General features: G+C 64.9%; 12 protein-coding genes. 8 read left to right on the top strand and 4 right to left on the bottom strand.

Going from position 1 to position 13,691, the window contains the following annotated elements:
• Positions 1-75 precede the first annotated feature (75 nt).
• Positions 76-1,323, top strand: a complete 1,248-nt coding sequence (gene ispG / locus QO014_RS15435; RefSeq protein WP_266349610.1) for a flavodoxin-dependent (E)-4-hydroxy-3-methylbut-2-enyl-diphosphate synthase — start codon at positions 76-78, stop codon at positions 1,321-1,323.
• Between the two features lie 239 nt (positions 1,324-1,562).
• Here the strand turns inward: ispG and QO014_RS15430 are convergent, their stop codons facing one another.
• A complete protein-coding gene (locus QO014_RS15430; protein ID WP_266349609.1) occupies positions 1,563-1,943 on the bottom strand; it encodes an endonuclease domain-containing protein in 381 nt (126 codons plus the stop codon).
• Between the two features lie 1,688 nt (positions 1,944-3,631).
• On the opposite strand from QO014_RS15430, the gene QO014_RS15425 reads away from it, so the two are divergent.
• The 5 genes from QO014_RS15425 (at position 3,632) to irrA (ending at position 9,660) form a co-directional block, all read left to right on the top strand.
• A complete protein-coding gene (locus QO014_RS15425; RefSeq protein ID WP_266349608.1) occupies positions 3,632-4,486 on the top strand; it encodes a phosphatase PAP2 family protein in 855 nt (284 codons plus the stop codon).
• Positions 4,483-6,012: an ArnT family glycosyltransferase gene (locus QO014_RS15420; protein ID WP_266349607.1), complete on the top strand. Its 1,530-nt coding sequence runs from the start codon at positions 4,483-4,485 to the stop codon at positions 6,010-6,012. Before QO014_RS15425 ends, QO014_RS15420 begins: the two co-directional genes overlap by 4 nt.
• A gap of 74 nt (positions 6,013-6,086) precedes the next feature.
• The gene (locus QO014_RS15415) at positions 6,087-7,307 is read left to right on the top strand and encodes an argininosuccinate synthase (protein WP_266349606.1); all 1,221 of its coding nucleotides are present in this window, start codon (positions 6,087-6,089) and stop codon (positions 7,305-7,307) included.
• Positions 7,308-7,413: 106 nt separating this feature from the next.
• Entirely contained in the window at positions 7,414-9,000 is a 1,587-nt protein-coding gene (locus tag QO014_RS15410; protein ID WP_266349605.1) for an alkaline phosphatase D family protein, read from the top strand.
• A 207-nt stretch (positions 9,001-9,207) separates the two neighbouring features.
• Entirely contained in the window at positions 9,208-9,660 is a 453-nt protein-coding gene (gene irrA / locus QO014_RS15405; RefSeq protein ID WP_370877161.1) for an iron response transcriptional regulator IrrA, read from the top strand.
• A 78-nt stretch (positions 9,661-9,738) separates the two neighbouring features.
• On the opposite strand, the gene QO014_RS15400 is transcribed toward irrA, so the two are convergent.
• Positions 9,739-10,311 (bottom strand): SH3 domain-containing protein, encoded by a 573-nt coding sequence (locus QO014_RS15400; RefSeq protein WP_370877153.1) that lies wholly within the window; start codon positions 10,309-10,311, stop codon positions 9,739-9,741.
• A gap of 210 nt (positions 10,312-10,521) precedes the next feature.
• Here QO014_RS15400 and QO014_RS15395 point away from each other — a divergent pair, with 210 nt between their 5' ends.
• Positions 10,522-11,517 carry a 2-hydroxyacid dehydrogenase gene (locus QO014_RS15395; RefSeq protein WP_266349604.1) on the top strand — a complete coding sequence of 332 codons (996 nt, stop codon included), beginning with the start codon at positions 10,522-10,524 and terminating at the stop codon, positions 11,515-11,517.
• Here QO014_RS15395 and QO014_RS15390 read toward each other — a convergent pair whose 3' ends face one another.
• A complete protein-coding gene (locus tag QO014_RS15390) occupies positions 11,518-12,576 on the bottom strand; it encodes a LacI family DNA-binding transcriptional regulator (RefSeq protein ID WP_266349603.1) in 1,059 nt (352 codons plus the stop codon).
• A gap of 165 nt (positions 12,577-12,741) precedes the next feature.
• Between QO014_RS15390 and QO014_RS15385 the strand changes: the two genes are divergently transcribed.
• Positions 12,742-12,936 carry a hypothetical protein gene (locus QO014_RS15385; RefSeq protein WP_266349602.1) on the top strand — a complete coding sequence of 65 codons (195 nt, stop codon included), beginning with the start codon at positions 12,742-12,744 and terminating at the stop codon, positions 12,934-12,936.
• On the opposite strand, the gene moeB is transcribed toward QO014_RS15385, so the two are convergent.
• Positions 12,921-13,664, bottom strand: a complete 744-nt coding sequence (gene moeB, locus QO014_RS15380; RefSeq protein ID WP_266349601.1) for a molybdopterin-synthase adenylyltransferase MoeB — start codon at positions 13,662-13,664, stop codon at positions 12,921-12,923. The genes QO014_RS15385 and moeB overlap by 16 nt on opposite strands.
• Positions 13,665-13,691 lie beyond the last annotated feature (27 nt).

The raw sequence follows: 13,691 nt of genomic DNA, 5'->3' as shown, positions 1-13,691 counted from the left end.
CGCCTGTTTCCGTCCCCGAGCCTCCCCCTGCGGGAGGGATTTGGCCCCCAGCCAGCGTGATCCCCGATGAATGAAATGACCGTGCCCGCTCTGCCCGAATTCGTCGCCGGCCCCCTCCCCCGGCGCTCTGCGGTCGCCGTGCGCGTCGGCAAGGTGCTGGTCGGCGGCAACGCGCCCGTCGTGGTGCAATCCATGACCAATACCGACACGGCCGATATCGACGGCACCGTCGCGCAGGTCGCCGCACTCGCCCGCGCCGGCTCGGAACTGGTGCGCATCACCGTCGACCGCGACGAGAGCGCGAGCGCCGTGCCCTTCATCAAGGAAAAGCTGCTCGCCCGCCGCATCGACGTGCCGCTGATCGGCGATTTCCACTATATCGGCCACAAGCTTCTGACCGATCACCCGGCCTGCGCCGAGGCGCTCGACAAATACCGCATCAATCCCGGCAATGTCGGCTTCGGCGAGAAGCGCGACCGCCAGTTCGGCACGCTGATCGAGCTCGCGATCAAATATGACAAGCCCGTGCGCATCGGCGTGAACTGGGGCTCGCTCGACCAAGACCTGTTGACCCGGCTGATGGACGCCAACGCCGTCTCGGCCAATCCCGTCTCGGCCAATGCCGTGATGCGCGAGGCGATCTGCCAGTCGGCGCTGCTCTCCGCCGATCTCGCGGAGAAGATCGGCCTTGCGCGCGAAAAGATCATCCTCTCGGCAAAAGTCTCCGGCGTGCAGGACCTGATCGCCGTCTATCGCGATCTCTCGCGCCGCTCCAACCATGCGCTGCATCTGGGCCTGACCGAGGCCGGCATGGGCACCAAGGGCATCGTCGCCTCTTCCGCCGCCATGGGCATATTGCTGCAGGAAGGCATCGGCGACACGATCCGCGTCTCGCTGACGCCCGAGCCGAATGGCGACCGCACGCGCGAGGTCCAGGTGGCGCAGGAACTGTTGCAGACCATGGGCTTCCGCGCCTTCCTGCCGATCGTCGCCGCCTGCCCCGGCTGCGGCCGCACCACCTCGACCGTGTTCCAGGAACTGGCGAGTCGCATCCAGGAAGATATCCGCACCGCCATGCCGCTCTGGCGCAAACGCTATCCCGGCGTCGAGGCGCTGAAAGTCGCCGTCATGGGCTGCATCGTCAACGGCCCCGGCGAATCCAAGCACGCCGACATCGGCATCTCGCTGCCCGGAACCGGCGAGACGCCATCGGCGCCGGTGTTCATCGACGGCAAGAAGGCCGTGACGCTCAAGGGCCCGAGCATTGCGGATGATTTCCGCAAGCTGGTGGATGAATATGTGGAGAAGCGGTTCGGGGTTTGAGGCGAGGATGGTTAGTGAGGACACGATGCCGATCCGCGACGGCCTCCAGCAGAATTAAGCGCCGTCAAACCCGCCCCCGGAGGGCGGGTCGAAAGTGCAGAGCACTTTCGGGGCGGGGGTAGCTTCGGCCCTTGCCGAAGCGTGCTTGGCGGTTGGTGTCGGCGGATGTCGGATAGGACAGGGGACGGCCCGATCAACGCGCCCCCTCCCCAAAACCGCCTCGCGGTTTTGACCCTCCCTCAGGGGGAGGGTTTGGGCCGGCGCTGGCGGGCCAACTCCGCTAGGACGGCCCAGACGCCGTCCATGTTCTGCACGACATCGCGATTGGTGAAGCGAAGCACCTGATAGCCTTGCGCCTGCAGCCAGGCCGTGCGGCGCGCGTCGGCGGCCACGGCTTCGTCGTCGAAATGCTGGCCACCATCGATCTCGACGATCAATCGCAGTTCCGCACAGAAGAAATCGACGATGAAAGGGCCGATCGGCACCTGCCGGCGAAACTTGAAGCCACGCAGTCTCTGACGGCGCAGATGCATCCAGAGGTGGAGTTCCGCCTCCGTCATGGCCTTGCGCATCGATTTCGCAAAACCACGCAAGCGCGGCTCGACCTCGCGTCGCGGCATGATGACCCCAATACCTGTCTCTGACGCCGATCATTCGACAGGCACAAGTTGTCGTAAAGCGCGATCACGAGCCAGCGGTCGATTCTTGTAGGATGAGGCGCCGTCAAACCCGCCCCTGGAGGGCGGGTCGAAAGTGCGCAGCACTTTCGGGGCGGGGGTAGCTTCGGCCCTCGCCGAAGCGTGCTTGGCGGTTGGTGTCGGCAGATGTCGGAAAGGATGGTGTCCGGCCCGATGAGCGTGCCCCCTCCCCAAAACCGCTTTGCGGTTTTGACCCTCCCCCTGAGGGAGGGTTTGGATCGAGCCCATGGCGGTCTGCAGCGCTCCGAACTCACAGGTCGTCATGCCCTCATTCATTGCGGGCATCTACGTCTTGCTCCCGGTCGTCCTGCGGTGAAGCAAAGGGCAGAGGAGCATGGCTCCGCTTAACCCGCCCCTGGAGGGCGGGTCGAAAACGCGGCTATCGCGTTTTCGGGGCGGGGGTAGCTTCGGCCCTTGCCGAAGCGTGCTTGGCGGTTGGTGTCGGCGGATGTCGGAAAGAACAGAGGACGGCCCGATCAACGCGCCCCCTCCCCAAAACCGCTTTGCGGTTTTGACCCTCCCTCAGGGGGAGGGTTTGGACCGAGCTTGGGGTGACGCTTGTGATCCAGCATCTGAGCCGTCATCCCGGGCGGAGCGAAGCGCAGACCCGGGACCCATGCAGCCTGAGCGATCCTTGCCCGTCACGCCCAATGCTCCGGCTGAATGGGTCCCCGCTTTCGCGGGGATGACGGCGCTGGAGGGGGAGGACGGTACGGGAGAGGGCTGAGGCGTCTTTCGATTGGCCACCTCCAGCCAGTTGGCCTCCGCCAGCGCATGGGCCTCGATATAGGAATAATTTCCTTGACATGTCCCTCCCCTTTCCGGCATGCTCCCCTCATCCCGTGACGCGCCGGGGGCGGGCCTGGATCCGGTCCTTGCCTGATGCGTCCAAAGGGAGCGGCGCGTGCAGGCGGGGGAAACCGGTCCTTCGTCTCCGCGAGGCCTGCGATCATGCCAGCGGACACTATGATCCGTCGTGAGCGGCGCAAAGCGTGCCGCGCACCAGGGACAGGGATCAGTCCGGGGATATCTGCAGCGAAACGAAAGATCGCTGCCGGCCCGGGCGCCAGAGTTGCCTTCGCGCAGCGCGCGTCGAGCCGTCTCCCTCCCGCCAGGGCCGATCGGAGGACAGAAACCGCCGCGGCGGATGCGCGACGAGCGCCATATACGGAACTATCCCCAAGCGGTGCTTCTCGCGCATCCGCCTCCCCCCGGCCATCGCCGGGCGCACGGCCCGGAAACCGGGCGTTCTGGGACGCCAGCCACAACCCGGGCGTTCCGCCGCGGGAATGCGGGACCGCACCCGCGCGACAAGCGACGCACGGCCTTGCCGACCTGCTCATGCTGCCCACATCCAGCGCGAAGAACGGACCCGGCACCAGGAACAGAGCCGGCGCCCATCGCCTCCGGATCATCCTCACACCGCGCCACCGCCCGTGCCGAGCAGCGCCGCTCGCAAAGGCGTGTCCGGGCGGGACAATGCGACGGGTTGCGCGCGGGCGCGGCGTCCGCTACCCGCTTTGCCCACAATGTGCGAGGCGCGGGACGCGGCCAGCCGGATGGCGCCGGGTGCGGACGGCGGAACAGGGATGGGCGGGACAAGGGATTTGATGGCGGAACGGCGCAAGGACGAGACGGCGGAGGAAGCGATGGGCGGCGCGACGGCGGCGCCGAAGCGCGGTCTCGCCTGGCCCGGCTGGCGCGATCCGATCGTCGCGACGCTCGTCTATCTCGTCGCCGTATCGGCCCTCTTCGCCATCTTCCCCGGCATCGATACCGGCATTGCCGGCCTCTTCCATGACCAGACCGGCTTCCCGGCCAGCCGGATTGCCACGCTGGTGGCGCTGCGCCATTTCGGCGAGCAGACGATCGGCTTCGTGCTGATCGTGCTGCTCGCGGCCATCCTCGCCAAGATCCTATGGCCGCTCAGGCCGATGGGCGTGCGCCCGCGCTCGATCGTCTTCCTCGTCGCCGGCCTCGCGCTCGGGCCGGGGCTGGTGGTCAATGCGATCTTCAAGAATTTCTCCGGCCGGCCGCGGCCGATCCAGGTCGATCTGTTCGGCGGCCCCGACATGTTCATGCGCGCCTGGCAGTTCGGCGGCCAATGCGTGCAAAATTGCTCGTTCATCTCCGGCGAGGCCGCGACGGCGATCTGGCTGGTATCATTGGTCCTGCTGGCGCCGAAGACGCTGCGCCCCTTCTTCGCCGTGCCGCTCGGCGTCGTGATCCTGGCGCTTTCGATCAACCGCATGGCCTTTGGCGGCCATTTCGCCTCCGATGTCATGATTTCCTGGGGCATTACGCTCTTGATCATCCTGGTGCTCCATCGCGTCATCATCTTGGGTCCGCTCGGGCCCCGCATCGACCGCGCGGTCGAGCGTGCGCTGACACGCGCCGGCATCGGGCTGCGCCAGTTCGCGAGCGGCAAGGGTGCGCACAAGGACGGGCCGGAGCGCAAGGCATGAGGGCGAGCGTGGCCACGAGCGATTCCGCCGGCGAGACGGCGCGCTTCGGCCTCGGCCGGCTGGCGCTCATCCTCGGCCTGCTGACGCTGGCGCGCCTTGTGGCGCTGGCATTCTCGGCGACCGACCTGCAGGTCGACGAGGCGCAATATTGGGATTGGTCGCGCCAGTTCGCCTTCGGCTATTATTCGAAGCCGCCGCTGATCGCCTGGGTGATCGGGCTTGCGAGCGCGCTTTTCGGCAACAGCGAATTCGCCGTTCGCCTGCCGGCGCCGCTCTTCCATTGCGGCTCGGCGCTCATCATCTACGCCACCGGACGCCGGCTTTACGGCGCGCGGACGGGCTTCTTCGCGGCGCTCGGCTTCGCGCTCGCGCCGGGCGTGGCGCTCTCCTCCGGCATCATGTCGACCGACGTGCTGCTGCTCTTCTGCTGGGCGCTCGGCCTCTACGCGTTCCTGCGGCTGCGCGAAGATGCGGAGTTAGGCTTCGCCGTGCTGCTCGGGGTCGCGATCGGCTTCGGGCTGCTCGCCAAATATGCGATGATCTACTTCGTCGGCTGCGCGCTGATCGCGGCCGTGTTCGACAGGCCGTCGCGCGCCGTCGTTCTGTCGCGCCGCTTTGCGCTCGCGATCCTGATCGGCGTACTGATGATCGCGCCGAACATTCTCTGGAACTTCGCCAACAGCTTTGTCACCTTCTCGCATACGGGCGAGAACATCGAAGGCAGCGGCTTCCATTTCCAGCCGCTCGGGGCGCTCGGCTTCTTCGCCTCGCAATTCGGCATTATCGGGCCGGTCATCTTCGCGGGCCTGCTGATCGCCGCCTGGCAGGTCTGGAAGGGCCGCGACCGCGATGGCGACCGGGTCGTGCTCGCCTTTTCGCTCCCCGTCAGCCTCGTCGTCACCGGCGCCGGCTTCTTCACCCGCACCAATGCCAATTGGGGCGCCGCCGCCTTCGTCGGCGCGGCGGTGATCGGCACGGCGGTTCTGCTGCGCATGCGCCAGGAGCGCTGGATCACGATCGGCCTCGCGCTCGGGCTGTTCGCCCAGGTCGCGGTTTCGGTCGGCGGCGCCTTCGCGCCGGTGCTGCACACGCCCTATCTCTCGCGCTCGGGCGATCTCTTCAAGGCGATGATCGGCTGGCACGATCTCGCCGACCGGCTGCGGGTCGCGGCAAAGGAGGCCGGGACGAAGAACATCATCACGACCGAGCGGCCCGAGATCGCGGAACTGCTCTACTACCTGCGCGATGAGGGCTTCAACCTGACGGTCTGGCCCGACGATCCCTCGCCCGATCATCATTTCGAGCTGACGATGAGCACGGTCGATCATCCGCCGCAGGGGCCGGCGCTGCTCGTCGCCGATTGCGCCATGCCCGACCATCTGGCGCCCTTCTTCAGCGACATCAAGCTCCTCGGCATGATGCGCGTGCCGACGGGGGTCAATTCGTGGCGCGACTATATCCTCTACCGGCTCGACGGGCTGCGCGGCCCGCTGCAGACGGTCCCTTTGTGCCAGGACCCGGACTGACGCGGTGTTGCCGGCTCGAAAGGCCGGGTCTATAAGCCGGGCATCCCTTTCCCTTCTCGCGGAACCGTTCCCAAATGTCCGACATCAAGAAGATCGTCCTCGCCTATTCCGGCGGGCTCGATACCTCGATCATCCTCAAATGGCTTCAGCAGCAGTATAATGCCGAAGTCATCACCTTCACGGCCGATCTCGGCCAGGGCGAGGAACTCGAGCCGGCGCGCAAGAAGGCCGAGTTGTTGGGCGTCAAGCAGATCTATATCGATGATCTGCGCGAGGAGTTCGTCCGCGATTTCGTCTTCCCGATGTTCCGCGCCAATGCGCTTTACGAGGGCACTTACCTGCTCGGCACCTCGATCGCGCGCCCGCTGATCGCCAAGCGCCTGATCGAGATCGCGCATGAAGTCGGCGCCGACGCGGTCGCGCATGGCTCGACCGGCAAGGGCAACGACCAGGTGCGCTACGAGCTCTCCGCCTATGCGCTCGATCCCAACATCAAGGTGATCGCGCCCTGGCGGATCTGGGATTTCAAGTCGCGCACCGACCTGATCGATTTCGCCGAGAAGAACCAGATTCCGGTGGCGAAGGACAAGCGCGGCGAGGCGCCGTTCTCGGTCGATGCGAACCTCCTGCACTCCTCTTCCGAAGGAAAGGTGCTGGAGGACCCGTCGCAGGAGCCGCCGCCCTACGTCTTCATGCGCACCATTGCGCCCGAGGATGCGCCCGATGTCGCGACCTATATCGAGATCGGCTTCGAGAAGGGCGATCCCGTCTCGATCAATGGCGTGCATATGTCGCCTGCGACCCTGCTGACCAAGCTGAACGAATATGGCCATGACAATGGCATCGGCCGGCTCGATCTGGTCGAGAACCGCTATGTCGGCATGAAGTCGCGCGGCATCTACGAGACGCCGGGCGGCACGATCCTGCTCGCCGCCCACCGCGCCATCGAGAGCCTGACGCTCGACCGCGAGGCCGCGCATCTGAAGGATTCGATCATGCCCCGCTATGCGGAGCTGATCTATTACGGCTTCTGGTTCGCTCCCGAGCGCGAGATGCTGCAGGCCCTGATCGACAAGAGCCAGGAGCATGTCGAGGGCACGGTCCGGCTCAAGCTCTACAAGGGCAACACGATCGTCGTCGGCCGTTCCTCGCCGAAGTCGCTCTATTCCGACGCCCTCGTCACCTTCGAGGACGATCGCGGCGCCTATGACCAGAAGGATGCGGCCGGCTTCATCAAGCTGAACGCGCTGCGCCTGCGCACGCTCGCCGCGCGCAAGAAGCTCGGCGACGCCTGAGACTGACCTGCGGGCGCGTGGTCATCGCAGCTTCATGCGACGGCCACGCGCCCGTCATCCGCCTGGGCCATTCTGGAACTCTTCCAATATCTGAGGAGATGGATCCATGGCCCTGCGCGTGACCGAAAACCGGCTGTCCCGCCGCCGCTTTCTTCAATCGAGCGCCGCCACCGGCCTGCTCGCCGTCGGCGGCAGCCTTGCAATGCCCGGCATCAGCCGCGCCGCCGACCGGCCTGTCGTGACGCATGGCGTCCAGTCGGGCGATGTCGGTTTCGACCGCGCCGTGCTCTGGTCGCGCACCGATCGTCCGGCCCAGGCGGTGTTCGAATGGGCGACGACCGAGAGCTTCAAGGACGCGCATGCGCTGCCGACGCTCTATGCGGCGCCCGACAGCGACTACACCGTGAAGATCCTGGCCGAGGGCCTGCCGGCCGACCAGGAGATCTTCTACCGCGTCCGTTTCAACAATCTGGGCGACGTCAACGCGGCGAGCGAGCCGCTGACCGGCCATTTCCGTACCGCGCCGGCCGGCCTGCGCGACGTCTCGTTCGTCTGGTCGGGCGATACGGTGGGCCAGGGCTGGGGCATCAACGAGGATGCCGGCGGCATGATCGGCTACTCGACCATGCTGAAGCACAATCCGGATTTCTTCATCCACTCCGGCGACAACGTCTATGCCGATGGCGTGGTCAAGGCCGAGGTCGACCTGCCCGACGGCACCAAGTGGAAGAACGTCGTCACGCCGGAAAAGTCCAAGGTTGCGGAAACGCTCGACGAATTCCGCGGCCAGTACAAATACAACTTCATGGACAAGAACGTCCGCGCCTTGTACGCGAACGTGCCCGTCATCACCCAGTGGGACGACCATGAGGTGACGAACAACTGGTCGGATTCGAAGGTCCTCGGCAACGCCTATACCGAGAAGAACATCCGCGTCCTGGCCTCCCGCGCCGCGCAGGCGTTCCACGAATACATGCCGATCGCGACCACGCTGGTCGAGCCGCAGCGCGTCTATCGCAAGATCGCCTATGGCCCGCTGCTCGACGTCTTCATGCTCGACATGCGCACCTATCGCGGTCCGAATGGCGACAATCTGGAGCCGGTCGAAGGCGGCGTCGCGGCGTTCCTCGGCGCAGAGCAGCTCGCCTGGCTGAAGCGCGAGCTCCTGGCCTCGAAGGCGACCTGGAAGGTGATCGCCGCCGACATGCCGCTGTCGCTCGTCGTCTGGGACAATTTCGTCGACAACAAGGGCAAGGGCTTCGAGGCCGTCTCGAACAACAATGCCGGTGTGCCGCTCGGCCGCGAGCTCGAATTCGCTGACCTGCTGCGCTTCATCAAGGCGGCCAAGATCCGCAACACCGTCTGGCTGACCGCCGACGTCCACTATACCGCCGCGCACTACTACGATCCGAACAAGGCCGCCTTCCAGGATTTCGATCCGTTCTGGGAATTCGTCTCGGGTCCGATCCATGCCGGCACCTTCGGCCCGAACGATCTCGACATGACCTTCGGTCCGGAAGTGAAGTTCGTGAAGGCGCCGCCGCAGGGTCAGGTCAATCTGTCGCCCGCATCGGGGCTGCAGTTCTTCGGCCATGTGGCGATCGCGGCGGATAGCCGTGTCATGACGGTGACGCTGCGCGATACCGCCGACAACGCGCTCTGGTCGATCGATCTCGAGCCCAAAAACGCCTGACGATCTGCAAATTGCGATCCGCGACACCGATGACCGGCTTCCGGCTTCGGTGTCGCCTCTGTTCGAACGGCACGATCGGCCTTATCTTGAAGGGAGCAGTTGCTAAACCTGCACAAGAAAGTTAGGTTAGAATTGTATACCGCGCGTCTGGTAGGCGTGCGCAGGATGCCGGGCATGGTGCACGGCAAGAGGATGGACGGGCGACGCATGCGTATGGATCTGGTCAGGAAGGCAAATCGAGCAGCCGACAAGAAAGTGTCGGAAGTTCGCACGATGTTGCGTTCGGCCGGCCTGCGCCCGACGCGTCAACGCCTCGCTCTCGCCGAAATCCTCTTTGCGGAGGGCAACCGCCATATCTCGGCCGAAGGCCTGCACGAAGAGGCCATGGGCCACCGCGTGCCGGTATCGCTCGCGACCGTCTACAACACGCTGCACCAGTTCACCGAGGCCGGACTGCTGCGCGAAGTCGCCGTTGACGGCTCGAAGACCTATTTCGATACCAATACCGAGGACCATCATCACTTCTTCATCGAAGGAGAGAATCAGGTCGTCGATATTCCGATGTCGAACCTCCGCGTGGAGGATCTGCCCGAGCCGATGCCGGGCATGGAGATTGCCCGTGTGGACATCATTGTCCGACTCCGCCGCAAGGATGCGTGATCGAGATCGGCGCCGTTAGCAGATCGACATGAAAAAGGGCCCCGTCGGGCCCTTTTGCTTGAGCGGATCGCTCGTCGATCAGTCGATCGTCTCATCGGGATAGACGCCCCAGAGCCGATCCTGGCGGATCCAGCCTCTGAAACGCGAATCGACCAATCGGCACCAGCCGTTCTCGCAGGCCGTGACGGTGCCGACGACCTTCGGCTGCAGATAGGCAGTGATCTCCGCCGCATCATTCGGCTCGGCGCGGATCGGGAGCGGGTCACCGGTTTCCCAGGGCGCGACCACGGCCGTGCGCTTGCTGACGAGCAGGCTGTGGAAGACCCAGCCCTCCGTTCCATCCGAATCGCGGATGCGGCGCCAGGTGTCGAATTCCTGCACGACCTCGACCGGCAGGCCCGAGCGGGTGAACACCCAGGAGACACGATAATCCTGCCCCGGCCCGACGCGCACATTGACGCGGCCGGCCTTCAAAGACACGAAACGCGGCAGCGGCAATCCGCTCGGCCCGAGCTTGGTTGCGGCGCCCGCAGCACCCTGGGCCTGCGCCTGCGCGCCACCATGCGCCGTCGCCAGCAGCGTTGCAGCGGCCAGACCGAGGCATTTCCCGATCTGGCGCCGGCTGAGCGCCGCACCTTTCCGAGCCTTCACCCCGATATCCCGCATTGTCATCGCCGCCACCATCCCTCTTCGCCGCCCGCCCTGAAGGACCGCCATCTTTCCGGAAGGCTGAAGCATCGGTAGTCTCGTATCTGTCGATGCGCTTCGCGTATGATCGAGCGCAGGAGGGCGATGCCAGCCGTCGAGGTCAGTTTCACCGGCCCGTGGTTAACACGCCCTCAACGAGAGGCTCGCAGTCCCATGAAGAAGAAGCCCCACGTCATCGTAACGCGGCGCCTGCCGGACGCCGTCGAGACGCGGATGCGTGAACTTTTCGACACCCGGCTCAACATCGACGATCGGCCGATGAGCCGCGCCGAACTGGTCGAGGCCGTGAAGACAGCGGACGTGCTGGTGCCGACTGTGACCGACCGCATCGACGCCACCCTGATCACGGAGGCCGGGCCGCAATTGCGGCTGATCGCCAGCTTTTCCAACGGTTTCGATCATATCGACGTCGAGACGGCCCTGGCGCGCGGCATCGTCGTCACGAATACGCCGGGCGTGCTGACCCAGGACACGGCTGACATGACCATGGCGCTGATCCTCGCCGTGCCGCGCCGGCTGGTCGAGGGCGCGCACGTGCTCGATGTCGACCGGGATTGGGCCGGCTGGACACCGACCTGGATGCTCGGCCGCCGCATTTCCGGCAAGCGTCTCGGCATTGTCGGCATGGGTCGGATCGGCGAGGCGGTCGCGCGCCGGGCCAAGGCCTTCGGTCTCTCGATCCACTATCATAACCGCCATCGGGTCGCGCCCGAGGTCGAGGAGGCTCTGGAGGCAACCTACTGGGACAGCCTCGACCAGATGCTGGCGCGCATGGATATCATCTCCGTCAATTGCCCACGCACGCCCGGCACCTATCACCTGCTCTCCGAGCGCCGGCTGAAGCTGATGCGGCCAGAGGCCTATCTGGTCAATACGTCACGCGGCGAAGTCATCGACGAGGCGGCGCTGACGCGACTGCTCGAGGCCGATGCGATCGCCGGGGCCGGCCTCGACGTATTCGAGCACGAGCCTTCCGTGAGCCCGAAGCTGCTGCGCCTCGCCGCCAAGGGCAAGGTCGTGCTGCTCCCCCATATGGGATCCGCCACGATCGAAGGCCGCATCGAGATGGGCGAAAAGGTGCTGATCAACATCCGCGCCTTCTTCGATGGTCACAAGCCGCCGGACCGCGTGCTGCCTTCGATGCTCTGATCACGCTCCCAGTACGCGCGGCGGCGCGGTCGAAGCGCGAATCGTCAACTCGACATCGAGCATCTGACGACGCGCCATGCTGGGCCCCTCGAGGATCATCTGGACCGCCAGCCGACCCATGGCCGCGATCGGCTGCGTCACGGTCGTGAGCGGCGGGTCCGAGAAGGCGCCTTCTGGCACGCCGTCGAAACCGACCACCGATACGTCCTCCGGGACGGCCACTCCCCTGCCCCGCAGCCACTCGATCGCGAACAGCGCGGCGCGGTCCGACATGGCGATCAAGGCGGTCGGATGGGTTGCACTGCCATCGAAGAGTGCCTCGAGCGCGGCGTTGACGCTCTTGCGATCGTTCTCGGTCTCATAGACCGGGACGGCATCCGTATCGATCCCGGCGGCCTTGAGCGATGCGAAATAGCCGCGAAGACGATCCCGCGTTGCGGAGTAGATCGCGGTGTCGATCTGGTCGGGCGTAACGCGGCCGGTTCGATCGTCGACCAGTTGCAGCGACAGAACAGCGATCTCTCGATGCCCCAGATCGACGACATGTTCGGCGATACGGCGCGCTCCGTCGAAATCATCAATGCCGATCTGGGCGATCGTCTCGTCGTCTGTATCGAGTTCCAGCGCGACAAACGGCAATTTCCGATCGCGGGTCAGCTCTACAAGACGATTGCCACCCTCGATGCAAAGGAGAATGAAGCCATCCACGATGGCGCTCTGGATGTTCCAGGCGAGTTTCTCGTCATTGGCTGACGAGACCAATGAGATGCCGGCGCCATGCACATCGAGCGCTTCGGAAATGCCCGACATCAGAACGCGCGCGAACGGATCGTCAAAGAAATAGGACAGCGGCTCGGCAGTCGCGACCCCGATCGCATTCACCTTTCCGGCCCTAAGCAGGCGGCCTTTCGGATCAGGACCGGAATAGCCGAGCTCCCGGGCGACCGCTTCGACTTTTTCCCGCACTTCCGGCCGAACAATCTGCGGCCTGTTGAAGACGTTCGAAGCCGTGCCCTGCGACACGCCGGCAGCCTTCGCCACATCCGAGAGCTTGATCATTCGCTTCACGTCCATCCCCTTGGCATCCGACGCTACCTCATTGCTTGTATCGGTTCAAATTCCCCTTGACGGCGTATCCACTCAAGCCTAGATTGAACCGGTTCAAAGCGTCCGGCTGAACACAAATTGAATCGATTCATTATCTCTGAATCGAGAGGATTAACCATGATTCCCGCCAGCTATTTCTTCAAGTCCATGTATCGCGACCGGTTCGAGGAAATCGAGGCCCCGACCGAAGCGGAAGCCCGGCCGCGCCGTCTTCTCGACCCGCTGTCTGTGCTCATCATCGCTATGAATGCCGGTGCCGCGGCGTTGATGTCTTCGCATCAGTTTCCGGCGAACCATCAGCGGCGGCGATAGCGGATCGTCTCGAAGCGCATCGACAGGGCGTCGACGAGCAGCAATCGGCCGATGAGAGGTTCGCCGATGCCGAGGATGAGCTTCAGCACTTCGGTCGCCTGCAGACTGCCGACAAATCCGACCAGCGCTCCCAATATGCCGACTTCGGCACAATTGGGCAGCAGGCCAGCCGGCGGAGGCGCGGGGAAGAGATCGCGATAGCCCGGATTGGCGCGGCCATCTGTGTTTTCCCAAGGCAACAGGGTTGTGATCGAACCGTCGAAACGGCCCACGGCCGCCGTGACCAGCGGCTTCCGCAGCGCCTCGCAGCGATCGGCGAGAAGGAACCGGGTCTCGAAATTGTCCGATCCGTCGGCGATGACGTCATAGCCTGCGAGGATTTCGTCGACGTTTCCGGCGTCGAGACGAACAGGATGAGGAATCACCGTGACGTGGGGATTGAGGCGCGAAACCGCGTCGCGGGCGCTTTCCGTTTTGGCCGAGCCGATCGAGGCAGTGTCGAACAGGACCTGTCGCTGCAGGTTCGAACGCGAGACGACGTCGTCATCGACCACGCCGAGCCGGCCGACACCGGCGGCCGCGAGATATTGGATCACGGGAGCACCGAGCCCGCCGGCACCGACAACGAGAACGCTGGCCGCTTTCAGTTTCTGCTGACCCGGACCGCCGACCTCGGCGAGAACCAGATGGCGTGCATAGCGCTCGACTTCTTCGGCTGAGAACATCATCCGTCCTATCTAGGCGCAGGAGCCTGC

It is taken from the genome of Kaistia dalseonensis (assembly GCF_030814715.1).
Taxonomy (GTDB): domain Bacteria; phylum Pseudomonadota; class Alphaproteobacteria; order Rhizobiales; family Kaistiaceae; genus Kaistia; species Kaistia dalseonensis.
Note: the sequence above shows the minus strand (reverse complement) of the source record. Positions and strands in the feature narration are given on the sequence as shown.

Bases quoted from the DNA above. Each gene is read 5' to 3' on its own strand.
- ispG (WP_266349610.1), top strand. From the start codon at position 76: ATGACCGTGCCCGCTCTGCCCGAATTCGTCGCCGGCCCCCTCCCCCGG.
- QO014_RS15430 (WP_266349609.1), bottom strand. From the start codon at position 1,943: ATGCCGCGACGCGAGGTCGAGCCGCGCTTGCGTGGTTTTGCGAAATCG.
- QO014_RS15425 (WP_266349608.1), top strand. From the start codon at position 3,632: ATGGCGGAACGGCGCAAGGACGAGACGGCGGAGGAAGCGATGGGCGGC.
- QO014_RS15420 (WP_266349607.1), top strand. From the start codon at position 4,483: ATGAGGGCGAGCGTGGCCACGAGCGATTCCGCCGGCGAGACGGCGCGC.
- QO014_RS15415 (WP_266349606.1), top strand. From the start codon at position 6,087: ATGTCCGACATCAAGAAGATCGTCCTCGCCTATTCCGGCGGGCTCGAT.
- QO014_RS15410 (WP_266349605.1), top strand. From the start codon at position 7,414: ATGGCCCTGCGCGTGACCGAAAACCGGCTGTCCCGCCGCCGCTTTCTT.
- irrA (WP_370877161.1), top strand. From the start codon at position 9,208: ATGCGTATGGATCTGGTCAGGAAGGCAAATCGAGCAGCCGACAAGAAA.
- QO014_RS15395 (WP_266349604.1), top strand. From the start codon at position 10,522: ATGAAGAAGAAGCCCCACGTCATCGTAACGCGGCGCCTGCCGGACGCC.
- QO014_RS15390 (WP_266349603.1), bottom strand. From the start codon at position 12,576: ATGATCAAGCTCTCGGATGTGGCGAAGGCTGCCGGCGTGTCGCAGGGC.
- QO014_RS15385 (WP_266349602.1), top strand. From the start codon at position 12,742: ATGATTCCCGCCAGCTATTTCTTCAAGTCCATGTATCGCGACCGGTTC.
- moeB (WP_266349601.1), bottom strand. From the start codon at position 13,664: ATGATGTTCTCAGCCGAAGAAGTCGAGCGCTATGCACGCCATCTGGTT.